The following is a 17,313-nucleotide window of genomic DNA, read 5'->3' as shown; positions in this document are numbered from 1 at the left end:
GGAACACCTTGGACATTGCAGAGCAGCTTCCGGGCTGATGACTCTCGACGCCGTGCCGGCTCGCGGGCGTGTCAGGTCGAGCGCAACAGTTCCTGCAGGCGCGCCAGATGAGCTTTCGCGACTTCCGCATCAGCAGGTGTGGCGGGCGGCGGATCGGGCTCTGGTGTCCTGTTGACTGGCGCCGCAGGCGCCTTCTGTGCAGCCCAGGTGCGAAATTCTCCCCGTAAGGCTTTCTGAATGATGCCGAACAGGTAGCCGGTGGGATTGCGGATCGTCGTGGAGGCGCAACGTGCATCCCATTCGTCCAGCAGGGCTTGCCGCAGATCGTGATCCACTGACTGCATCGCGGCCAGCGCGCCGTTCTGCTGCTCCGCCTTCAGCGCCAGGAAGCGCCTGGGCAACTGCAGTTGCTGACGTTCTTCTTGCGCGCGCGGTACTGTACGTACTTCTTTAATACTTTCTTTTATACGTACTGTACGGTCCGACTTCGGATTCCGAAGTGCGCCGTTTTCCGGGCTTTTCCGGCCTGCTTCGGAATCCGAAGAGAGGTTCGCCAGATTCCGAAGACGGTCGTCGGAGCCGTCTTCGGAATCGTGTTCGCCGCCGCCCTGTGGATAACTCGATGTGCCGTTCCAGCCCTGCGCTGACAGCCGCTGTGACAGAATCTCCAGGCGACTCGGCAGCACTCGGCCGCTGAGCATGGGGTCTTGCGTCAACTCCTGCAGGGTGGTCGCGCCCACGCGCTGGACGGATTTGCTGGCATGCGTCAGTGCCTGGCTGACCAACTCCAGATAATCGGCATCGAGCTGGATGGCTTCGTAAGGGGTGAGCGGTTCGTCGTGCAGGACGTAGAGGTTGCCCTGAATGCGCCCGCTTCTGGGATCACGCCGGCGCCGCACCAGGCTGATCCAGCGCGTCAGTCGCAGCACGGTCAGCGCTCGGGCCACCGTCTCGTGCGATGCCCTCTCGGCACAAGGCATGGAGGCCAGCCAAGGCGCAAGCTGGTCGTAGGTGGGCATGGCGGTGATGCCGTCGTCCGCCAGCATCAGGCGGAACACCTGCCAGCCGTTGCGTTCAAGCGGTGTCAGGCGCCGGTCCAGCAGCAATGCACGCGGCACGCTGTCGTGTCGATTGCCACTATAGAGAAAGCCGTCGGTCGGTGGTGAGACTGCAGATGGGGCCGGCGGCGGCTGTTGAGGTGCCAGTTGGCCGAGCGCCTGCTCGAACAGCTCGCCCAGCCGGACGGGGCCGCGCGTAGGGTGTGGCCCATCCGTCATCAGGTCAGCCCTTCATCGATCCATCCGCGCAAGGCATTCCAGATCACGGACAGAGGCAGCCCAGTGGCCTCGGCGAGATCCGCCGCGACGCCCAGCATTCCCATGTCGTCGTTGCTGTCGACTTCCTGCTCCTTCACTGTCGAGGACCAGCGCTTCCACAGGTCGGTGTCCTGTTCCTCGGTCAATACCGGATGCCGCCCCTTGCGTTTCGGCAGGCCGATGACACTGCGACGCAAGGCGATCTCCTGGTGGGTCAAGCCGAAGAATTTGCTGATCAGCTCCGTGCTGGCGCCCAGGCGCAGTAGCCGATCGATCTTCACCACCTCCTCGGTGACGTCTTCTACCTGGTGCAGCAGACGACGCAGCACATCGCGGTTGACGACTACCGAGCACCACGACACGTTGGCGTTGGCCAGCACGCTGGCCATCGCGGGATGCTTGAGGGCATCCAGATCCTTGTCGTCGAACCCCATCGACTTGGCCCGGCGCAACTGGCCGTTGCGTAGATCATGAAGTGCCTGGGCGATCACTGCCTGGTTAAGTGGGTGAGGTCCGGACATGGCTACGCCTCTCATGATCCGGTGATGGCATGGTCGCCATCGGCGATGCCGGACTCGATGTCCCTCAAGCGACGGGCAAGCCGCAGCAGGCGGAACAGTTTCACCAGGGCGTTGTCGCTGAGCCTGTGTGGCAAGCCTTGCTGCGCTCCGGTGACTGCCGGGGTACCTTGTAGAAGCGCTCCCAGCATTTCGGTGAGAATCGAAAGATCGATGCTCGTGACCGACTGATCGGTCGCCAAGTAAGGCGTGCTCAGGGCATGCAGCAGTGCCAGCGTCGCCTGGGCGTGCCGATCGGGTGTTGGCTCGGCCTCGGGCTGCCGGCATCGAAAACCGATGCCTTCCTGGCACGCCTCGACCAGGTCTTGCAGAACGGCTTCGCCGGCAATCTCGCGGGCGAACTGCGCGATATGCGTGCGCAGGCGATCGGGGTCGTCCAGCGCGGGTTCGATGTACCAGACGTCGGTAATCGGATAGAGACTTCCTGCCTGAATCGGGATCGACTGCAAGACGTTGCGCTCGAAATCCGGCAACGTCTCGCCGGTGTGATCCGCGACCAGGCGCTGGATGGATTGCAGCCGCTCGGTTGTGCCGGCTGGCGATACGATGTGCTCCTGCAACAGGGTGGCACGCTGCGCATCGTCGGATTCCTCCGGACCCGGTGCGGGCGGCGCGGCTGTCGGCGCCGAAGGCGTCGTCGATGTCTGCTCCGGTGGCGGGGGCGAGGATGGCTGCCCGGTCGACGCTGTCGATGGCGACGACAGGGATGGTGCTGGCGCGGGAGGTGATTCGGGTTCGCCGGCAGGCTCGCTGCTGAGGACCTGCCAGCGCCGATCCGAGTCGGTAATCTCGAAGAGCAGCGTGTCGTATTCCATGTCGAGCAGATCGGCCATCTGGCCGACCAGTTCGTCCTGGACGCGCTGAACGCTGAAGCCGCCCGCCGCACTGTCGAACAGTGCCAACACGTCCTGGAACAACGTGGGGAAATCGAGGTGGGAGTGGGCCTGGCGATTGCGGGCCGACCAGACTCTGTCGGCGGCGCGCCGCAGGCTGGTCAGTTGCTCGACCTGGTGCCGCCCCAGGCCGGCGTAAAGCACGGTCGGGATGGCGGGCAGCAGATATTGGATGGCCTCTTGCATCCGGCTGATGTGGGGTTGCGGCACGGGATAGCCGTCCGCCTTGAGGCGGCGTGCCAGCTCGGATTGGGACAAGGGTTTGCCGGTTTCCTCTTCATACAGTTCCCGGGCTTTCTGCACGCCCAATGCGCGCTCGATGAACGACAGGCCGCCGTGCAGCTCGTTTTCCGCGAGATGGCCCGTCAAGGAAACTATTTCTCCGCGTTCTGGCCATGGCCGGAACTGGCAGGCAATGCGGAAGAAGCGCTCGTCCCGTGTCTCGCTCCAGAGTTCGCGCAGGATCGCCAGACGCGTATTGCCGCCGTTGCGGATGATGTAGTGATCCGCGCCTGGACGCCGCGTGATGGGCGGGGGAGCGTCGAGTCCGCGTTCGCGAATCGACGCCTTGATGTCGTCGTAAAGCGGGTTGCGGGTGAGGCGCGGATCAAGCTCATACGGCCGCAGTTCATCGAGCGTCACGACCATCGGCGTATCCTCAATCGGATCGCTCAAGCTGCTCGCGACGGGGCCGCTGCGCGTGAAGCCATCGCTCAGGAGCTTGTTTGCAACGTCCTGGGGGGAGATGTCAGGCATGGCCATCTCCTTCCTGCGTAGGAAGCTCCGAGGGTTCGAGCCCACGCTGGGCTCGCCGCAGCATGGCGCGGGCGTTGAGCCCCGCTCGGTGGTCGCTGGCGGTGGCGCTGGTGAAGATCGGTGGCAGGCCCGGCCGGGTGAACTTGAGATGTCCACCTGGGGTACGAACGACCTCCCATCCTTCGCTCAGGGCATACTCGATCAGCGGCAGCAACCGCTTGTGGCCGCGGGCCAGTTCATGGGCGTTCGACATGGGCGAACCTCCCTCCGGCCTTGCCGGTGACCGCTGCGAACCGTTCCTGCCACTGAGGGCATAGCTCATTTGCCAGGCCGCGCACGATCTCCAACGCGGCCAATGCCTGACGGCCCGAAGGCCGTCGATGCTCGACGCGATGAACAGGCAGGCCTCGGGTGGCTGCGCGCGGAAAAGCTTCGATCGCAGGAATTTCAGTGGCCAGTACCTGGATGCTGGCCTGCTCCTGGAAGATCAGGCGTAGCGTCTGCTGGATCAGGCGCGCGTTGGACGAGACGGCGGGGACGCGGTTTATCAGCAACTGCAGTGCGGGCGGTTCAATGCCCAGCTTTCGGTACGGCGTGATGTCCTCGACCAATTGCAGGGTTCCACGCCGCAGTTCGCGTGCAGCCAGGATTTCCGGTGTGACGGGCGACACGGCCTGCTGGGACGCCAGCAGTGCCATTTCCAGCAATACGCTGCGCGCGCCCTGGGTGTCTATGACCACCAGATCGTAGTGCGGCTGGAAGTTTGGCATCAGGTTGCGCAACCGCAGGCGTCCATCTGGGGCGTGCAGCAGCAAGGTATTGAGCTGCCGGTGCTCGTCGTTGGACAGCACCAGATCCAGGTTGTCGATGACGGTGCGCGACACCAGGTTCGCCAGGTCGCGTTCGTTGAAGGCCAGAAGCTCGTAGATGCCGCCCGGTGCGCGATGCTTCAGCTCGTAGTAGGACGACAGGGTTAGCTGCATGTCCAGGTCGAGCAGCAGCACGCGCAGACCTGCGTCGGCGATGAATGCGCCGAGGTTGGCCGCGACGGTGGTCTTGCCCACGCCGCCTTTGGTCGAAATGATGGATACGACCTGCATAGGGCTCTCCTCAGACATCGCTCGGGAGAGCTGGCTGCTGCGCGCGGTTCTTGAGACGTTCGGTTATCCACAGATCGATCTCGGTGGAATCCCATCCGACAGCGCGAACGCCGAGGCGTAGCGATTGGGGAAACTCACCCTTTTTCATGAGCGAGTAGATATGCGCGCGTTTGAATCCGGATTTGGCCTCGACTTCGTCCAGCCGCAGGATGCGGCGCTCGCCGGGCAGCAGTGCAGTGGGCTGCGACATAGTGGTCACTCCTTAACGCTCAGTGGCGTTTGTTGGGGTGACCTCTATTCAATAGACATGGCTTCCGAAGTACATTGCAAATGCAATTTCCCAGACTGCAGATACAAGCTGGAAAACCTCAAGCAACTACGCTAGCGCTGCCCAGCTTCCTCCGTGCGCTGGCGAACTTGCCGTTCAGCGTGCGCTCGGTGATGCCCATGGTGCCGCCACGATGAGCGATCAACGCGCTGACGATGGCCTCCTGGGTGCTGAAGCAAGAGTGCGGCTTGCCCGAAGGAGATCTGCTCAGCATCAGCTCCAACATGCTGCCAATGATGTGCAGGTAGGTGGCCTCCGCACGATCACTGAGAGAACACTGGCCGCAGGCTGGGATTGCCCCAGATTGCTTGAGCAGTTCTTCGTGACGCTCCTTGAGGTTCCGCAGTTCGCGACGACAAAGCTCAAGCTCCGCCTTCATGGCTTGGCGTTCCACCAACATGGCCTGTCCGGCTTCCAGCGTGATGACGGGGTGCGCGATGCGCTCGATGCGACTGAAAAGAAAAGCAGGTCGATGCCCTGGGTAGTGGGTTTGCATCCAGTGTTTGAGATCGAGGTGGCGCACGGTCAACTCATGGGAATCAAGCAGGGATTCATCGTTCAACGTGATGCCGTTTCGACCATAGGGAAGCTCACCGTTGACGATGGCATCGTAGATGCGTTCCGTGCAGAGTCGCAGTTCATCCCATCGGGGGCAATTGAGCGTTCTCGGCAGATTTCTAGGCGACGAGATGGAGGACAGGATTTCTTGCGAGTAACGCCATAATCCTGCCCAGCGTATGGCGGCCTCAATCGGACGATAGAACACCTTTGAAGCTGGCAGCTCTTCATGCATGTCTCCATCTCCTTGCGGGAGCGCTACATCACCGACTCCTCTGCTGCCGATCGACGTATGGTCACGGCATTTGTTGTTTGGCTTCTTGGGCGCACGTTGGCGGGGTATGCCGAAGCATGTTGGGTCCACATGCTCAAGGCCAGTGGCCATTGCCCGCTCGATATGTGAAAATCGCGATGCTTCGACCATCGAGCGATTAGTGACCGCACCTGGTTGCGCTTGTACACGCCTGTCAGCGTCGTCGGCCTTGATTTTTTCATCAAGACTCATTTCGTATCGCGTGTTCTATAAGGGGTCTAACCGACTTGCCTCGGCGCTGCGTCTATGCGGTTTGATTGGTGCTGGCCAGGGGGGAGGCGATGCCGGTGAGACTTCCACGGCATCCTGATAGATCGACATAGCAACTGACTGCCTCGCTCCGCCTTGCGCATGATCAGCTGTGCAAGGCTGAGAGATGCGCACTCAGTTCGCGCACACGTACGCGATGCAGCGGACTGCCTCGGCACGGGGTAGCACGCAGGTGAGCGGATGGTGTTGGCGGCGAGTGGAAATTGGTGGACGGTCTTCGTTGACGACGCCCGAAAACGAGGCTAAAATTGAGGCCTTCGTTGAGACCCTCAGCGAAGAAAAGAGTTGGAAAACATACGCTTAGCGCGTCAGTGCTAGTCCCGTTTCCCGCTCCAGTTCAACGGTCCTCCCTCTTGTGTCTTTGTCCGTGCTTTTTCATCGCTTTTTCTGATTTTCCCTCGCTGGATCCCCTTCGTCTCTGTTATCCGTTCGGCCACTGCCTTGAGCAGCGCTTTTTCGTGGGCGCCGTTTGAGATTAAGCAGGCGGAATGCCCGGGCGCATGCGCCCGGGCCGAGTGGCTCAATCCACCAGAGTGAAGTGGCCGACCACGCTGTTGAGCGACTGTGAGCGCTGTTTGAGGTCCTGGGCAGAGGTGGCGGTCTGCTGCACCATGGAGGCATTGTCCTGAGTGGCCTGGTCTAGCTGGGCGATTGCCACGTTGATCTGTTCGATGCCGCGGGTCTGCTCGTAGGTGGCGGCGGTGATCTCCTCGAACAGGTCGTTGACCTTCTGAATTTGCAGGTCGATGTCCTGCATCCGTTGTTTGGCCGTATCGACCAGCCCGGCGCCGTTGCTGACCTGGGCATTGGAGGCGTTGATCAGCCCTTTGATCTCGTGGGCGGCCGTGGCGGAGCGGTTGGCCAGTTGGCGAACTTCGCCGGCCACCACGGCAAAACCACGGCCATGTTCGCCGGCGCGGGCCGCTTCCACCGAAGCGTTGAGCGCCAGAATATTGGTCTGGAAGGCAATGCTGTCGATCAGTGTGACGATGTCGGTGATCTTGTCGGCCTCGGCGCTGATCTCCTGCATCGAGTTGACGGCATTGCCGATGGCCTGCTGGCCTGCCTGCGAGGTTTCGCCTGCGCTGCGTACCAGCTCTTTGGCCTGGGCCACGCTGTCGGCGGTTTGGCGAACGGTCGCCGTGACTTCTTCCATGCTGGCAGATGTTTGCTGAAGGGCGGCGGCCTGCTGCTCGGTGCGTGACGACAGCTCCTGATTGCCCGCAGCAATATCACCGGCGTTGCCATCCACCGCCTCGCTGGTGGTGTAGATGTCGGTCATGGCTTCACGTAGCTTATCGCGCATCGAGCGAATGTCGTAGAGCAGGCTGCTGGTGTCGTTGGGGTGCAGGGCCACGGGAGCGGTCAGATCGCCCTGGGCAATGCGTGATACCACGCCAGCAGCATAGTTGGGCTCACCCCCCAACCGGCGCAGAATCATGGTAATCATACCCCAGAAGGCCAGGGTCACCAGTACGCCTGCCAAAATTCCTACCAGAATGCTTCCGATCAACTGACTGACGATGGTGCTGTTGACGTCGCCCACAAAAACGCCACTGGCCACGTACGTATCCCACGGGGCAAAGACCTCGGAGTAAGTGCGTACCAGCGGGCGGGCATCGCTGCCGCGCGCAAAGTTGGAGTAATACTCGGTGAAACCGCTGCCATTGGCTCGTGTGTTGTCCAGCATTGTCTGGAAGATCAGCGTGCCTTCGGGGTCGCTCACCTGAGAAATGTCTTCGCCGACCTCTCTGCGGGGGTGGGCGAGCATGCGCAGGTTGCCGTTGAAGGCGAAGAGGTAGTTGTCATCTTCGCCAAAGCGTATGTCGCGCAGCATGTTGAAGGCGAGGCGCTGGGCATCGGGAACGGACAGCTGACCTTGCTCGGCCAGGTGGTGGTAGTGTTGCAGCGTGGAAATGCCGATGTCGACTGCCGTCACCATGCGCTGTTCGCGTTCGCTATACAGCAAGTTACGGCTTTGCCAGGCATTGATGGCGATCATGACGGCCAGGATCAGCCACAGTACGCCGACGCCTATCAGGCGCTGACGACGCAGGGGCAGCGTGGAGAGTCGATAGCGCGCAGGTGAGGTCGTCGCGTGCTCCGTCGATGGCGGCGCAACGCTGGAAGAGGTAATGGCAGTGCTCATTATCAGGCAAGCTCTCTGTTATGTTCGATTGTTCCCTTGGCACCGGTGCTGACGCAGCGCCCGGTGCGCGCGTCATACTAAAGTATTAATTGCCTGAGTTCTGCTGCAATAGCGTGGCAAAGTGTCGCCTAATGTAGCCTTAACCTTTGTAAAACAGTCATCTGGCTCGCCGTGAGGGCATCGAGTTCGTTAGCTTGAAAAAATATGCGTTCGCCCCGATATCTTCCCATCTAGCTTCATAAGCTCTCATTTTGCTGACAGGACATGTTCATGGCCGAACCGGCATTGTCGATCCGTGGCCTTACCAAGGTGTACGGCAACGGCTTTCAAGCGTTAAAAGGGATTGATCTGGACGTTCAGCAGGGCGACTTCTTTGCACTGCTGGGCCCCAATGGGGCAGGTAAATCCACCACTCTGGGCGTGGTATGTTCCCTGGTGCAGAAAACCGCGGGCAAGGTGTCGATTTTTGGTATCGACATCGACAAGGATTTCGCCAAAGCCAAGTACCAGTTGGGCGTGGTGCCGCAGGAGTTCAACTTCAACCAGTTCGAGAAAGTGCTGGATATCGTATTGGCCCAGGCGGGCTATTACGGCATGCGACGTAGTGAAGCGCTGCCCCGTGCCCAGCAGCTGCTGACCGACCTGGGGTTGTGGGAAAAACGCAACGGCAGCGCGCGGATGCTCTCCGGCGGCATGAAGCGCCGCCTGATGATTGCGCGTGCGCTGATGCATCGCCCCAAGCTGCTGATTCTCGATGAGCCCACGGCGGGGGTGGATATCGAGCTGCGTCGCAGCATGTGGGAGTACATGCGGCGCATCAACCGCGACGAAGGCACGACGATCATTCTGACGACCCACTATCTGGAAGAAGCCGAAAGCCTGTGCCGCAATATCGCCATCATCAATCACGGCGAGATCGTGCGTAATACCAGCGTGCGCGAGCTGCTGGCCGAGCTGGACACGGAAACCTTCCTGCTGGACCTGGCGGCTCCCGTCGCGCAAGCGCCTCAGGTGCCGGGTTTCGAGGTTCACCAGGTGGAACCCTCCCAGCTTTCAGTGGCCATTCACCGAGGCCAGCAGCTGAACAACGTGTTCTCATCGCTCAGTGAGCAGGGCATTCAAGTGGTTTCCATGCGCAACCGCGCCAATCGTCTGGAAGAGATGTTCGTTTCCATGGTAGAGAGCAGCCAGGCGGCTCTGGATCAACGTGAGCAGCAGGAGGCCAACGCATGAATGCCACACAAACCCTGGTCGCGCTGTGGACACTGGTGCTCAAGGAGATCAAGCGGTTTACCCGTATCTGGCCGCAAACCCTGCTGCCACCGTCGATCACCATGGCCATGTACTTCATCATTTTCGGCAGCCTGATCGGCTCGCGCATTGGTGAGATGGATGGCTTCAGCTATATGGATTTCATCGTGCCCGGGTTGATCATGATGTCGGTGATCACCAACAGCTACTCCAACGTGGCCTCCAGCTTCTTTTCCAACAAGTTTCAGCGCTCGGTGGAAGAGATGATGGTCTCGCCCATGCCCAATAGCGTGATTCTTTCTGGCTTCATTCTGGGCGGCATGGCCCGAGGCCTGGGCGTCGGGCTCATCGTGACGCTGGTATCGCTGTTCTTCACCCGCTTGACGGTGGAGCATCCGCTGCTCACGATACTGGTCGTGGTGCTGACCTCGGCGCTGTTCTCCATAGGTGGCTTCATCAATGCCCTGCTGGCGAACAAGTTCGATGACATTTCCATCGTGCCGACGTTCATCCTGACCCCGCTGACCTACCTGGGCGGCGTGTTCTACTCCATTTCGATGCTGCCGGACTTCTGGCAGGGCGTCTCGATGCTCAACCCGATTCTGTACATGGTCAACGTCTTCCGCTATGGCTTTCTGGGGGTGTCTGACATTCCCGTCGGTTGGGCGCTGACGGCTATCATGGCGTTCATCGTGGTGCTGTTCATGGTGGCGCTGACCATGCTGGAGCGTGGCAAAGGTATTCGCAGTTAAGTGCCCCAAGGGCCCCTGGTTTGAAGGAGACGTTTTGCATGGCACACCGCCCTGATACTCTGGAACACGCGCCGCTGGGGCGCGATTCTGCCTACCCCGAGCAGTACGATGCGGCACTGCTGTACCCCATTCCTCGGGCGGCCAATCGCGCGCCGCTGGGGATCGAAGAAAGCGCGTTGCCCTTCGTGGGTGAAGACGAGTGGCACGCTTTCGAAGTCTCCTGGCTGAATGGACGCGGCAAGCCGGTGGTGGCGGTGGCGCGCTTTCGGCTGCCGGCAAGCTCGCCGCAGTTGATCGAGTCAAAATCCTGGAAGCTCTACCTCAACAGCCTCAACCAGACGCGCTTTGCCAGCCAGGCCGAGGTAGAAGCCATCCTGGTGCGCGACCTGAGCGGTGCGGCGGGTGCCCCGGTCAGCGTCGAGCTGTTACCGGTGGATGACGAAGCGCTGGCCCCGCGACGCTTGCCAGGGGAGTGCCTGGACGACCTGGATATCGAGGTCAGCCACTACACCCCCAGCGCCGAGCACCTGACCACCCACGATGATATCGTGGAAGAGACGCTGCATTCGCATCTGCTCAAATCGAACTGCCCTGTGACCGGGCAGCCCGACTGGGGGAGCGTGCTGATTCGCTATAAAGGCCCGCGCCTCGACCGCGAAGGACTGCTGCGCTACCTGATTGGCTACCGCCAGCATCAGGATTTTCACGAGCACTGCGTCGAGCATATCTTCACGGATCTCATGCAGTACGCCCAGCCAGAATCACTGCTGGTGCTGGCGCGTTACGTGCGCCGTGGTGGGCTGGACATCAGCCCCTGGCGTGCCACGCCGGGCATGGCGCCGCCCAGCCCGCTACGCCTGGCGCGCCAGTGATACCGACCCAGGAAAGGAGACACCAATGGACGCTCTTACGCTGCTGCACGAACGTAGCTCCATGGGCAAGCTCACCGAGCCTGCCCCCAGCCCGGAACAGCTCAGCGCCATCTACCGCGCCGCCCTGCGTGCCCCCGACCACAAGGAGCTACGCCCGTGGCGGTTTATCGAGTTCGTCGGAGAAGGGCGCGAGCGCCTGGGAGAACTGTTCGCCGAAGCGGAGTTCCAGGAAGACCCGCACGCCAGCGATGACACCCTGAACGCTGCCCGCAAAAAGCCCCTGCGCGCGCCCATGGTGATCGCCGTGATTGCCAAGGTGACGCCAGATATTGCCAAGGTGCCCAAGGTCGAACAGGTCATTTCAGCGGGCTGTGCTGCCCACGGGATTCTGTTGGCCGCACACGCCCTGGGCTTGGGCGCCATGTGGCGCAGCGGCAAGTATGCCTTCGACCCGGTGGTGCGCAAGGGCATGGGGCTGGACAAGGAGGATGAAGTAGTCGCGTTCATCTACCTGGGCAGCCTGGCCGGTCGTCACAAGCCGGTACCCGAGCATAACGCCGCCGATTTCGTCGAACGCTGGGATTGAGCGCTTAACCGCCGAGGAGCCCCCATGAGCCCGTCACGCCAGCCAGGCCTACCGCACCCGCGTCTACCGCTGCCAGAAGGCAAGGAAGACCTGCACGCCTTCCACCGCTGGCTGGGCGAGGCGATTCCCATGGTGGGAGCCTTGGGCATCAGTGACGTGAGCCACGCCAACGACGCGTTGACCTGGCACCTGGCGCTGGCGCCTAACCTCAATGATAAAGGCACCGGCTTTGGCGGTGCCTTGGCGGCACAAGCCACCCTGCAAGGATGGTGCTGGGTGACCCTGTGGCTGCGCCAGCAGGGAAGGGCACAAGACGTGGTCGTGGCGGATGCCAGCCAGCGCTTCGTCGCCCCGGTGACCGGCGACTACCGCCTCATCTGTACGCCCAGCAGCAGCGGCGGCCCCGCAACGCTGGCAGAACGGCTGCACGAACGCGGCAAAGGCAGCATCGCGCTCAGCCAGCAGCTCTACTGCGGCGACACGCTATGTCTGGAAGCCAGCAGCCGCTATGCCGTGCTGCCCAGCCCTTGACGTGAAAAGCCCTGATGTGAAAAAGGCTTGCTATTTCACAGCTTAACGCATAGTATATGCGCCGTTCTGTTGAGAAAGGCAACGCCCTGCAGCAGAGCACACAATGTGGAGAGGTGTCCGAGTGGTCGAAGGAGCACGCCTGGAAAGTGTGTAAGTCGAAAGGCTTCGAGGGTTCGAATCCCTCCCTCTCCGCCACGAATATAGAAGGGGAATCAACATCTTATGTTGATTCCCCTTCATCGTTTCTGGGTCTTGTGACTGATTTGGGAATCACCCTGGGAACTGCAGGTCTAGCTGTTTCTCTTTTCTCACTGTCCTGCTGTCTCTTGACCGCCGATTTCGTAAAGCCACGCTAACTTTCCAGTTATGGTTTAAGGCGCTTACCGTGCCTCCTGATTGCCTCATAACACAACATGCCTTCTACACATAGGCGCTATCCTGCGCTGCAGGTGTGCGTATGGCGGTTTGTATTGAAGGGATTATTTGCTCTTGTGTGAACTGTGGTTTACATTAAGAACATGAAAATAATTAGCGAAACCGACACTTATTCGGACTGGTTCGATAAATTACGCGATGCTCGGGCCAGAGCGAAAATTCTGGCTCGTCTGCGCCGGGCTGAGCTGGGCAACTTCGGGGATTGTGAGCCGGTGGGGGAAGGAGTCTCGGAATTGAGGATTCACTACGGGCCTGGTTATCGAGTCTATTTTGTCCAGCGGGGGTATGAGCTGATTATTTTGTTGGCGGGCGGTGATAAATCCAGCCAGGCAAAAGATATTGATATCGCGAAGCAATTGGCACGCGATTTGAAGGAGGCACCATGAGCACGCTGCGTAAATGGGATGTCGTTGACCACTTGAATACCGAAGAGGAAATGGTGTTGTACTTTGAAGCCTGCCTTGAAGAGGGCGACGCTGCCCTGGTGGCGGCAGCGCTTGGCGATATTGCCCGCGCCCGTGGTATGGCACAGCTTGCTCGTGATACGGGGTTGACTCGCGAAGGGTTGTACAAGGCGCTTTCTGCTGATGGAAACCCAAGTTTTGCAACGATTATGAAGGTGACAAAAGCCTTGGGCTTTACGTTACGTGCTGAAGTATCGTAAGACGATCAACGATTCCGTGATACGCCCCGCCTTTCAAGCGGGGCGTTTTCGTTGGTGAGGCATAGACCAGGCAGGGCCATCACACACCACTGTTGAGACGTGCCGCTATCCTAGAAACGCAGGCCGCCGCTGAATCCGAAAATCGCTACGATGACGACGACAATGACGACGATGGTAGTAGTAGAGGGCATGATCTCTTCCTTTGAGAATGGTTGAAAGGTAAGCCTAGTCGGTGATGGGCGGTTTCGCACGCTTTGATAGGCCGATGCCCGGCGTTTGGCCGGGCATCGCAGTGGGGAGGGCGGTTATCGGGTGGGTTCAACCGCACTTGCAGTCATGGCCACAATCGGTAGAGCCATCGGCATGGCCTGTCGCGCAGGCCGTCGAGCAGAAGAGTTGACCCTCTTTTTCGATGGAGTGGCTGTCCACCTTGCAATGACACTTCGGGCATGCGCACTGTTGCTGAGACATGGTAGAACCTCCTGTGGGTTGTCTCTTCAAGCGTAGTGCGCACCCTGGGTGTTATGTAATTGCGTTGTGAGGTTTTTTGCTGGTGATGACTGCTGTCAAGGCGTCGAGCGCGCCAGGGCGCTGCCTAGCGCAAGGAAAAGTCGAACTGGCGGCGAATCGCGACAAAGTCGCTGCTAACTTCGGGCCGGTGCACGGGCCCTTGGCGAAAAAACTGCCTGGTATCGAGCATCACCCGGGTACCTGCTGAAAGGGGCATGGGGAGGATACATAAAAAAAAGCGCCCTCACGAATGAGGACGCTTTTTTCATCGCGGTACAGAGCGTCCTGAATGATCAGTCCGTGTACTGCGGTACTTCTTCTTCCCTGATTGACGAAAGCTCGTCCTGAGCTTGCTCGGTCCCTGAATCGTCTTCGCTCATCCTAAGCGCACATTCCCTTGTCACGCGGTATCCCTGCCGCGAACGCTTTGAACTATAGGTGAGTGACAATTAATGTACAAGATAAAATTGTATTTTTATTGTACTTGAATAGTACAGAAATGCTGCTGCTCGATCATAAAGTGTATATTTAACAAATGTTTATAATTTTACAGTTGGCACAAAAAATAGCAGGCTAAATAGCCTGCCGGTGAAATGGGTTATCGTCAGCGCGTCAGATGATCGCGCAGGCGCTGCAATTGCTCAGCATCCCAGCCGTCGGGTTCGGTGAGGGCTGCCCAGGCATCGATGTAGTGTTCGGCGGCGATTTCATGCCCATAGCCGTCGGGGGCGCTGCCCACGGTCAGGTCGACCAGCAGCTGTAGCATGGTCACCACGGGGTACCAGCGTAGCGCTGGAGAAACATCTGGCCCACGAGGTGCGCGCATCCACTCGGGTTCTCGCCAGAACGCCGCAGGCTCGAAAAAGGTGATGGGGTCGCTGGCATATTGCAGAAACGCAATGCGGAAATCTCCCCATGGGGCAGCGGCTTTCTCCAGCCCTTGGGTCTGGTTCATGAACCTGACAACCGCGCCCTCGCGAAACGTGGGTAGCCATGCGGGGGAACCCGGATCGCGGTCGGCGGTCACGGCGCGCCAGGTGTCGCTGCGAAAGGGAGGGCCGCTCCACAGCACGCCTTGAAAGGGGTCGTCGATGATATCGTAAAGATCGAAGGATAGATCCGAGTTGAGCGCGCCCAGGCTCAGGCCAAAGAGGTAAAGCTGCGGTCGCTCATCGCTTGGCAGCTGGCTCCAGTAGCGGTAAATGGCCGAAAACAGCGCGCGGGCACTCTCGACGCCGTACTCTGCTTCGGAGATCAGCGACAGGTGGCTGGGTAGATACGAGTACTGGGCGGCCACCGTGGCAATATCGCCGCGATGAAGATACTCCACGCTGTGCTGGGAACGAGGGTCGATCCAGCCGCGGCCAGTGGGGGTCGCGATGACCATGACCGAGCGTTCGAACCCGCCGGTTCTGATTAGCTCTTCGAGGGCCAGCTCGGCGCGCTGAGTGGCGGTTTCGGCGGCGTTGAGCCCGACATAGACGCGAATGGGGTCGAGCGCGGGCTCACCCAGAAACGCTTCCATATCCTCGGCCGTAGGGCCCTGGGTGACGAAGCGCCTGCCCCGGCTACCCAGCGCTTCCCAACTGATCAGCGACTCGGCGCTGCCGGGCACATTGGCCGCTTGCGGGGGGCTCAGGTCATCCTGCATCAGCTCGTCCACCTGCTGGTAGGAGCGGTCAGCCACCTGTAGTGCGTAAGAAAAGATGACGCCCTCGATGATCAGCCAGAACAGCGCCACGGCGGAGACGATGCCCAGCACTTGGGCCGTGCGATGGGGCAGCACATGGGCAAGCTTGTACGAGAGCAGCTTGAAGGTGCGCTTGAACAGCCGCGCGACCAGCAGCAGACTCAGAAAGACCCCCATGGTGATCAGCGCCACGGCCAGCGGGCGTGTGCCGCTGGTGGGGTCCATCTCCATCAGTTCGCGAATGCTGTTTTGCCACTCGGCCGCGCGCCATAGAAAAATCACCGACACCACCAGCGCGACCAGGGCGGCCAGCTGCTTGAGCGTGCGCTCTACAGCGGCTCTGGGCTCTGGCAGGTGCAGGTAGTGCCACAGCGTGCGCGCAATGACGCCCAGGGCATACCCCGCCGTGACGCTGAGCCCGGAGACGATGCCCTGAGCCAGCAAGGGGCGGGGCACCAGGCTTGGGGTGAGTGAAAAGGCAAAAAAGAGCGTGGCAAGCAGTAGGCCCGTGCCCGACAAGCGGCTCAGCAAGGGCCTCATGCGAAAGTGCTCGAGACGGTTTTCCATAACGTTTTTCATGGCCTGGTTCGAGGGCAATCCATTTGGCGTGTGGGTCCCAGACGCTAGTGTATTAGAAACGGTAGGTCAGTGATACCCCACTCAGCGCCTGCCAGGGGCTTCCCAGCGCATCGACGATCGGGCTGTCGGCGGCGTTGCCGGTCAGTCGGGTAGCGCCGACGAAGCCGGTGGCTGTCCACTCAGGGGTCAAGGCGTAACTCAGGCTGGCGTTTGCGCCCAGCTGCCAATAGCCGCCATCCGGTGCGTAGGTGGCCACTCCGCTGCGGGCGCTATCCTGGTCGGAAACTCCATACAGAGATTGAGTCCAGCGCTCGTTGGAGTAGTTGACGCTGGGGGATAGCACCAGCAGCAAACGCTCGCTGAGCGGGGTGCGCAGGGTGGCGCTCGCCGAGAACGTGGCGCCTTCCATGTCGCCGGTCACTGCGCGGCTGCCAGCCACGCTGTAGCGCCAGGGCCCATCCTGGTAACCGACTCGCAAGCCCAGCGTGGCGCCACCATCGATTTTTTCGAAGGCGCCAAGGTCACCCTTGTTATCGCGGCCGAAGGTGTAGCCGATAAAGGGCGAGGCGCTCCAGTTGCCCTGGCGCAAGGCGTGCCACTCGATGCCATCGCGCAGATTGATGGACAGCTGGTCGCCATAGGCCAGGTTCAGTACGGGCAGTGCGCGGGCTTCGTAGTCGTCGCTACCGGCATAATCAGGGGCGTAAGCAACCCCCGCGCCCACGCTGCCGCTCCATTGGTCGGCCAGCGCCATGGGGGCCAGGGCCATGCAGGCGAGCGTTACCAGGCAGCCCAAGGGGCGTAAGTGGGAGCGAGAGTAACGGCTTGAAAACAGGGAGCGAGTTGGCATGGGAGCATCCAGAATGTGAGAAAAGCATGCATGATTGTATGTTTGGTTTAAAACCAATCGCAAGCCAGCGCTTGATATTTATCACGGCCCGCCCATAAAAACTTTTTAACTTTTCATATCCCAGGTTAGATAACTCGACGTCTATAAGGCGCACTGTGTGCCCATGACGCAGGGACAGCGTTACAAGGAAGTGCAAGCAGGGAGTGCTTGCGGCGCACAAGGATGCATGGACAGGACGTTCGTGAAGTGGGATCAGGGAGGACCTGATAAAGCCTCGGCCAGCGATGGTCGGGGTTTTTTTATCAGTCAGCGCGTAAAACCTCGTACTTTGA

The 17,313-nt window shown here is 60.3% G+C and carries 18 protein-coding genes and 1 tRNA gene; 8 read left to right on the top strand and 11 right to left on the bottom strand.

What is annotated here, in order from left to right; genetic code table 11:
- Nucleotides 1-71 precede the first annotated feature (71 nt).
- From KVY02_RS11900 to KVY02_RS11865, 8 genes are all read right to left on the bottom strand, one after another.
- Nucleotides 72-1,277 (bottom strand): STY4528 family pathogenicity island replication protein, encoded by a 1,206-nt coding sequence (locus tag KVY02_RS11900; RefSeq protein WP_106763487.1) that lies wholly within the window; start codon nucleotides 1,275-1,277, stop codon nucleotides 72-74.
- Nucleotides 1,277-1,837 carry a DUF2857 domain-containing protein gene (locus KVY02_RS11895; protein WP_003296448.1) on the bottom strand — a complete coding sequence of 187 codons (561 nt, stop codon included), beginning with the start codon at nucleotides 1,835-1,837 and terminating at the stop codon, nucleotides 1,277-1,279. Before KVY02_RS11895 ends, KVY02_RS11900 begins: the two co-directional genes overlap by 1 nt.
- Before the next feature lie 11 nt (nucleotides 1,838-1,848).
- Entirely contained in the window at nucleotides 1,849-3,543 is a 1,695-nt protein-coding gene (locus KVY02_RS11890) for a ParB family protein (RefSeq protein WP_218313590.1), read from the bottom strand.
- Nucleotides 3,536-3,796: a type II toxin-antitoxin system HicA family toxin gene (locus KVY02_RS11885; RefSeq protein WP_003296446.1), complete on the bottom strand. Its 261-nt coding sequence runs from the start codon at nucleotides 3,794-3,796 to the stop codon at nucleotides 3,536-3,538. Before KVY02_RS11885 ends, KVY02_RS11890 begins: the two co-directional genes overlap by 8 nt.
- Nucleotides 3,780-4,643 carry a ParA family protein gene (locus KVY02_RS11880; RefSeq protein ID WP_218313589.1) on the bottom strand — a complete coding sequence of 288 codons (864 nt, stop codon included), beginning with the start codon at nucleotides 4,641-4,643 and terminating at the stop codon, nucleotides 3,780-3,782. The genes KVY02_RS11885 and KVY02_RS11880 overlap by 17 nt, the downstream gene beginning before the upstream one ends.
- 10 nt (nucleotides 4,644-4,653) lie before the next feature.
- The gene (locus tag KVY02_RS11875; RefSeq protein WP_003296444.1) at nucleotides 4,654-4,893 is read right to left on the bottom strand and encodes an AlpA family transcriptional regulator; all 240 of its coding nucleotides are present in this window, start codon (nucleotides 4,891-4,893) and stop codon (nucleotides 4,654-4,656) included.
- A gap of 118 nt (nucleotides 4,894-5,011) precedes the next feature.
- Nucleotides 5,012-5,764 (bottom strand): hypothetical protein, encoded by a 753-nt coding sequence (locus KVY02_RS11870; protein ID WP_003296443.1) that lies wholly within the window; start codon nucleotides 5,762-5,764, stop codon nucleotides 5,012-5,014.
- 868 nt (nucleotides 5,765-6,632) lie between these two features.
- Nucleotides 6,633-8,261: a methyl-accepting chemotaxis protein gene (locus tag KVY02_RS11865; RefSeq protein WP_081195621.1), complete on the bottom strand. Its 1,629-nt coding sequence runs from the start codon at nucleotides 8,259-8,261 to the stop codon at nucleotides 6,633-6,635.
- Nucleotides 8,262-8,531: 270 nt separating this feature from the next.
- Here KVY02_RS11865 and KVY02_RS11860 point away from each other — a divergent pair, with 270 nt between their 5' ends.
- The 8 genes from KVY02_RS11860 to KVY02_RS11825 all read left to right on the top strand — a co-directional run bounded on the left by KVY02_RS11860 (nucleotide 8,532) and on the right by KVY02_RS11825 (nucleotide 13,352).
- Nucleotides 8,532-9,494 (top strand): ABC transporter ATP-binding protein, encoded by a 963-nt coding sequence (locus tag KVY02_RS11860; RefSeq protein ID WP_218313588.1) that lies wholly within the window; start codon nucleotides 8,532-8,534, stop codon nucleotides 9,492-9,494.
- The gene (locus tag KVY02_RS11855; RefSeq protein WP_016914465.1) at nucleotides 9,491-10,264 is read left to right on the top strand and encodes an ABC transporter permease; all 774 of its coding nucleotides are present in this window, start codon (nucleotides 9,491-9,493) and stop codon (nucleotides 10,262-10,264) included. The genes KVY02_RS11860 and KVY02_RS11855 overlap by 4 nt, the downstream gene beginning before the upstream one ends.
- A 38-nt stretch (nucleotides 10,265-10,302) precedes the next feature.
- Nucleotides 10,303-11,136, top strand: coding sequence for an NADPH-dependent 7-cyano-7-deazaguanine reductase QueF (gene queF, locus KVY02_RS11850; protein ID WP_039181225.1), 834 nt, complete (start codon nucleotides 10,303-10,305; stop codon nucleotides 11,134-11,136).
- Nucleotides 11,137-11,161: 25 nt separating this feature from the next.
- Nucleotides 11,162-11,722, top strand: coding sequence for a nitroreductase family protein (locus tag KVY02_RS11845; protein ID WP_039181222.1), 561 nt, complete (start codon nucleotides 11,162-11,164; stop codon nucleotides 11,720-11,722).
- A 24-nt stretch (nucleotides 11,723-11,746) separates the two neighbouring features.
- Nucleotides 11,747-12,253, top strand: coding sequence for a YiiD C-terminal domain-containing protein (locus KVY02_RS11840; protein WP_081195622.1), 507 nt, complete (start codon nucleotides 11,747-11,749; stop codon nucleotides 12,251-12,253).
- 107 nt (nucleotides 12,254-12,360) lie between these two features.
- A tRNA-Ser gene (locus KVY02_RS11835) sits at nucleotides 12,361-12,448 on the top strand.
- Nucleotides 12,449-12,771: 323 nt separating this feature from the next.
- Nucleotides 12,772-13,074, top strand: coding sequence for a type II toxin-antitoxin system RelE/ParE family toxin (locus KVY02_RS11830; protein WP_100732011.1), 303 nt, complete (start codon nucleotides 12,772-12,774; stop codon nucleotides 13,072-13,074).
- Nucleotides 13,071-13,352: an addiction module antidote protein gene (locus tag KVY02_RS11825; RefSeq protein ID WP_100731997.1), complete on the top strand. Its 282-nt coding sequence runs from the start codon at nucleotides 13,071-13,073 to the stop codon at nucleotides 13,350-13,352. Before KVY02_RS11830 ends, KVY02_RS11825 begins: the two co-directional genes overlap by 4 nt.
- Before the next feature lie 318 nt (nucleotides 13,353-13,670).
- Here the strand turns inward: KVY02_RS11825 and KVY02_RS11820 are convergent, their stop codons facing one another.
- The 3 genes from KVY02_RS11820 to KVY02_RS11810 form a co-directional block, all read right to left on the bottom strand.
- Nucleotides 13,671-13,823 carry a metallothionein gene (locus KVY02_RS11820; RefSeq protein ID WP_081195643.1) on the bottom strand — a complete coding sequence of 51 codons (153 nt, stop codon included), beginning with the start codon at nucleotides 13,821-13,823 and terminating at the stop codon, nucleotides 13,671-13,673.
- 643 nt (nucleotides 13,824-14,466) lie between these two features.
- Nucleotides 14,467-16,119: an alpha/beta hydrolase gene (locus tag KVY02_RS11815; RefSeq protein ID WP_218313587.1), complete on the bottom strand. Its 1,653-nt coding sequence runs from the start codon at nucleotides 16,117-16,119 to the stop codon at nucleotides 14,467-14,469.
- 64 nt (nucleotides 16,120-16,183) lie between these two features.
- Nucleotides 16,184-16,981 (bottom strand): MipA/OmpV family protein, encoded by a 798-nt coding sequence (locus tag KVY02_RS11810; RefSeq protein WP_256357485.1) that lies wholly within the window; start codon nucleotides 16,979-16,981, stop codon nucleotides 16,184-16,186.
- Nucleotides 16,982-17,313 lie beyond the last annotated feature (332 nt).

Source organism: Halomonas sp. 18071143, assembly GCF_019211725.1.
Taxonomy (GTDB): Bacteria; Pseudomonadota; Gammaproteobacteria; order Pseudomonadales; family Halomonadaceae; genus Vreelandella; species Vreelandella stevensii.
This window is presented reverse-complemented; position numbering and strand designations above follow the sequence as displayed.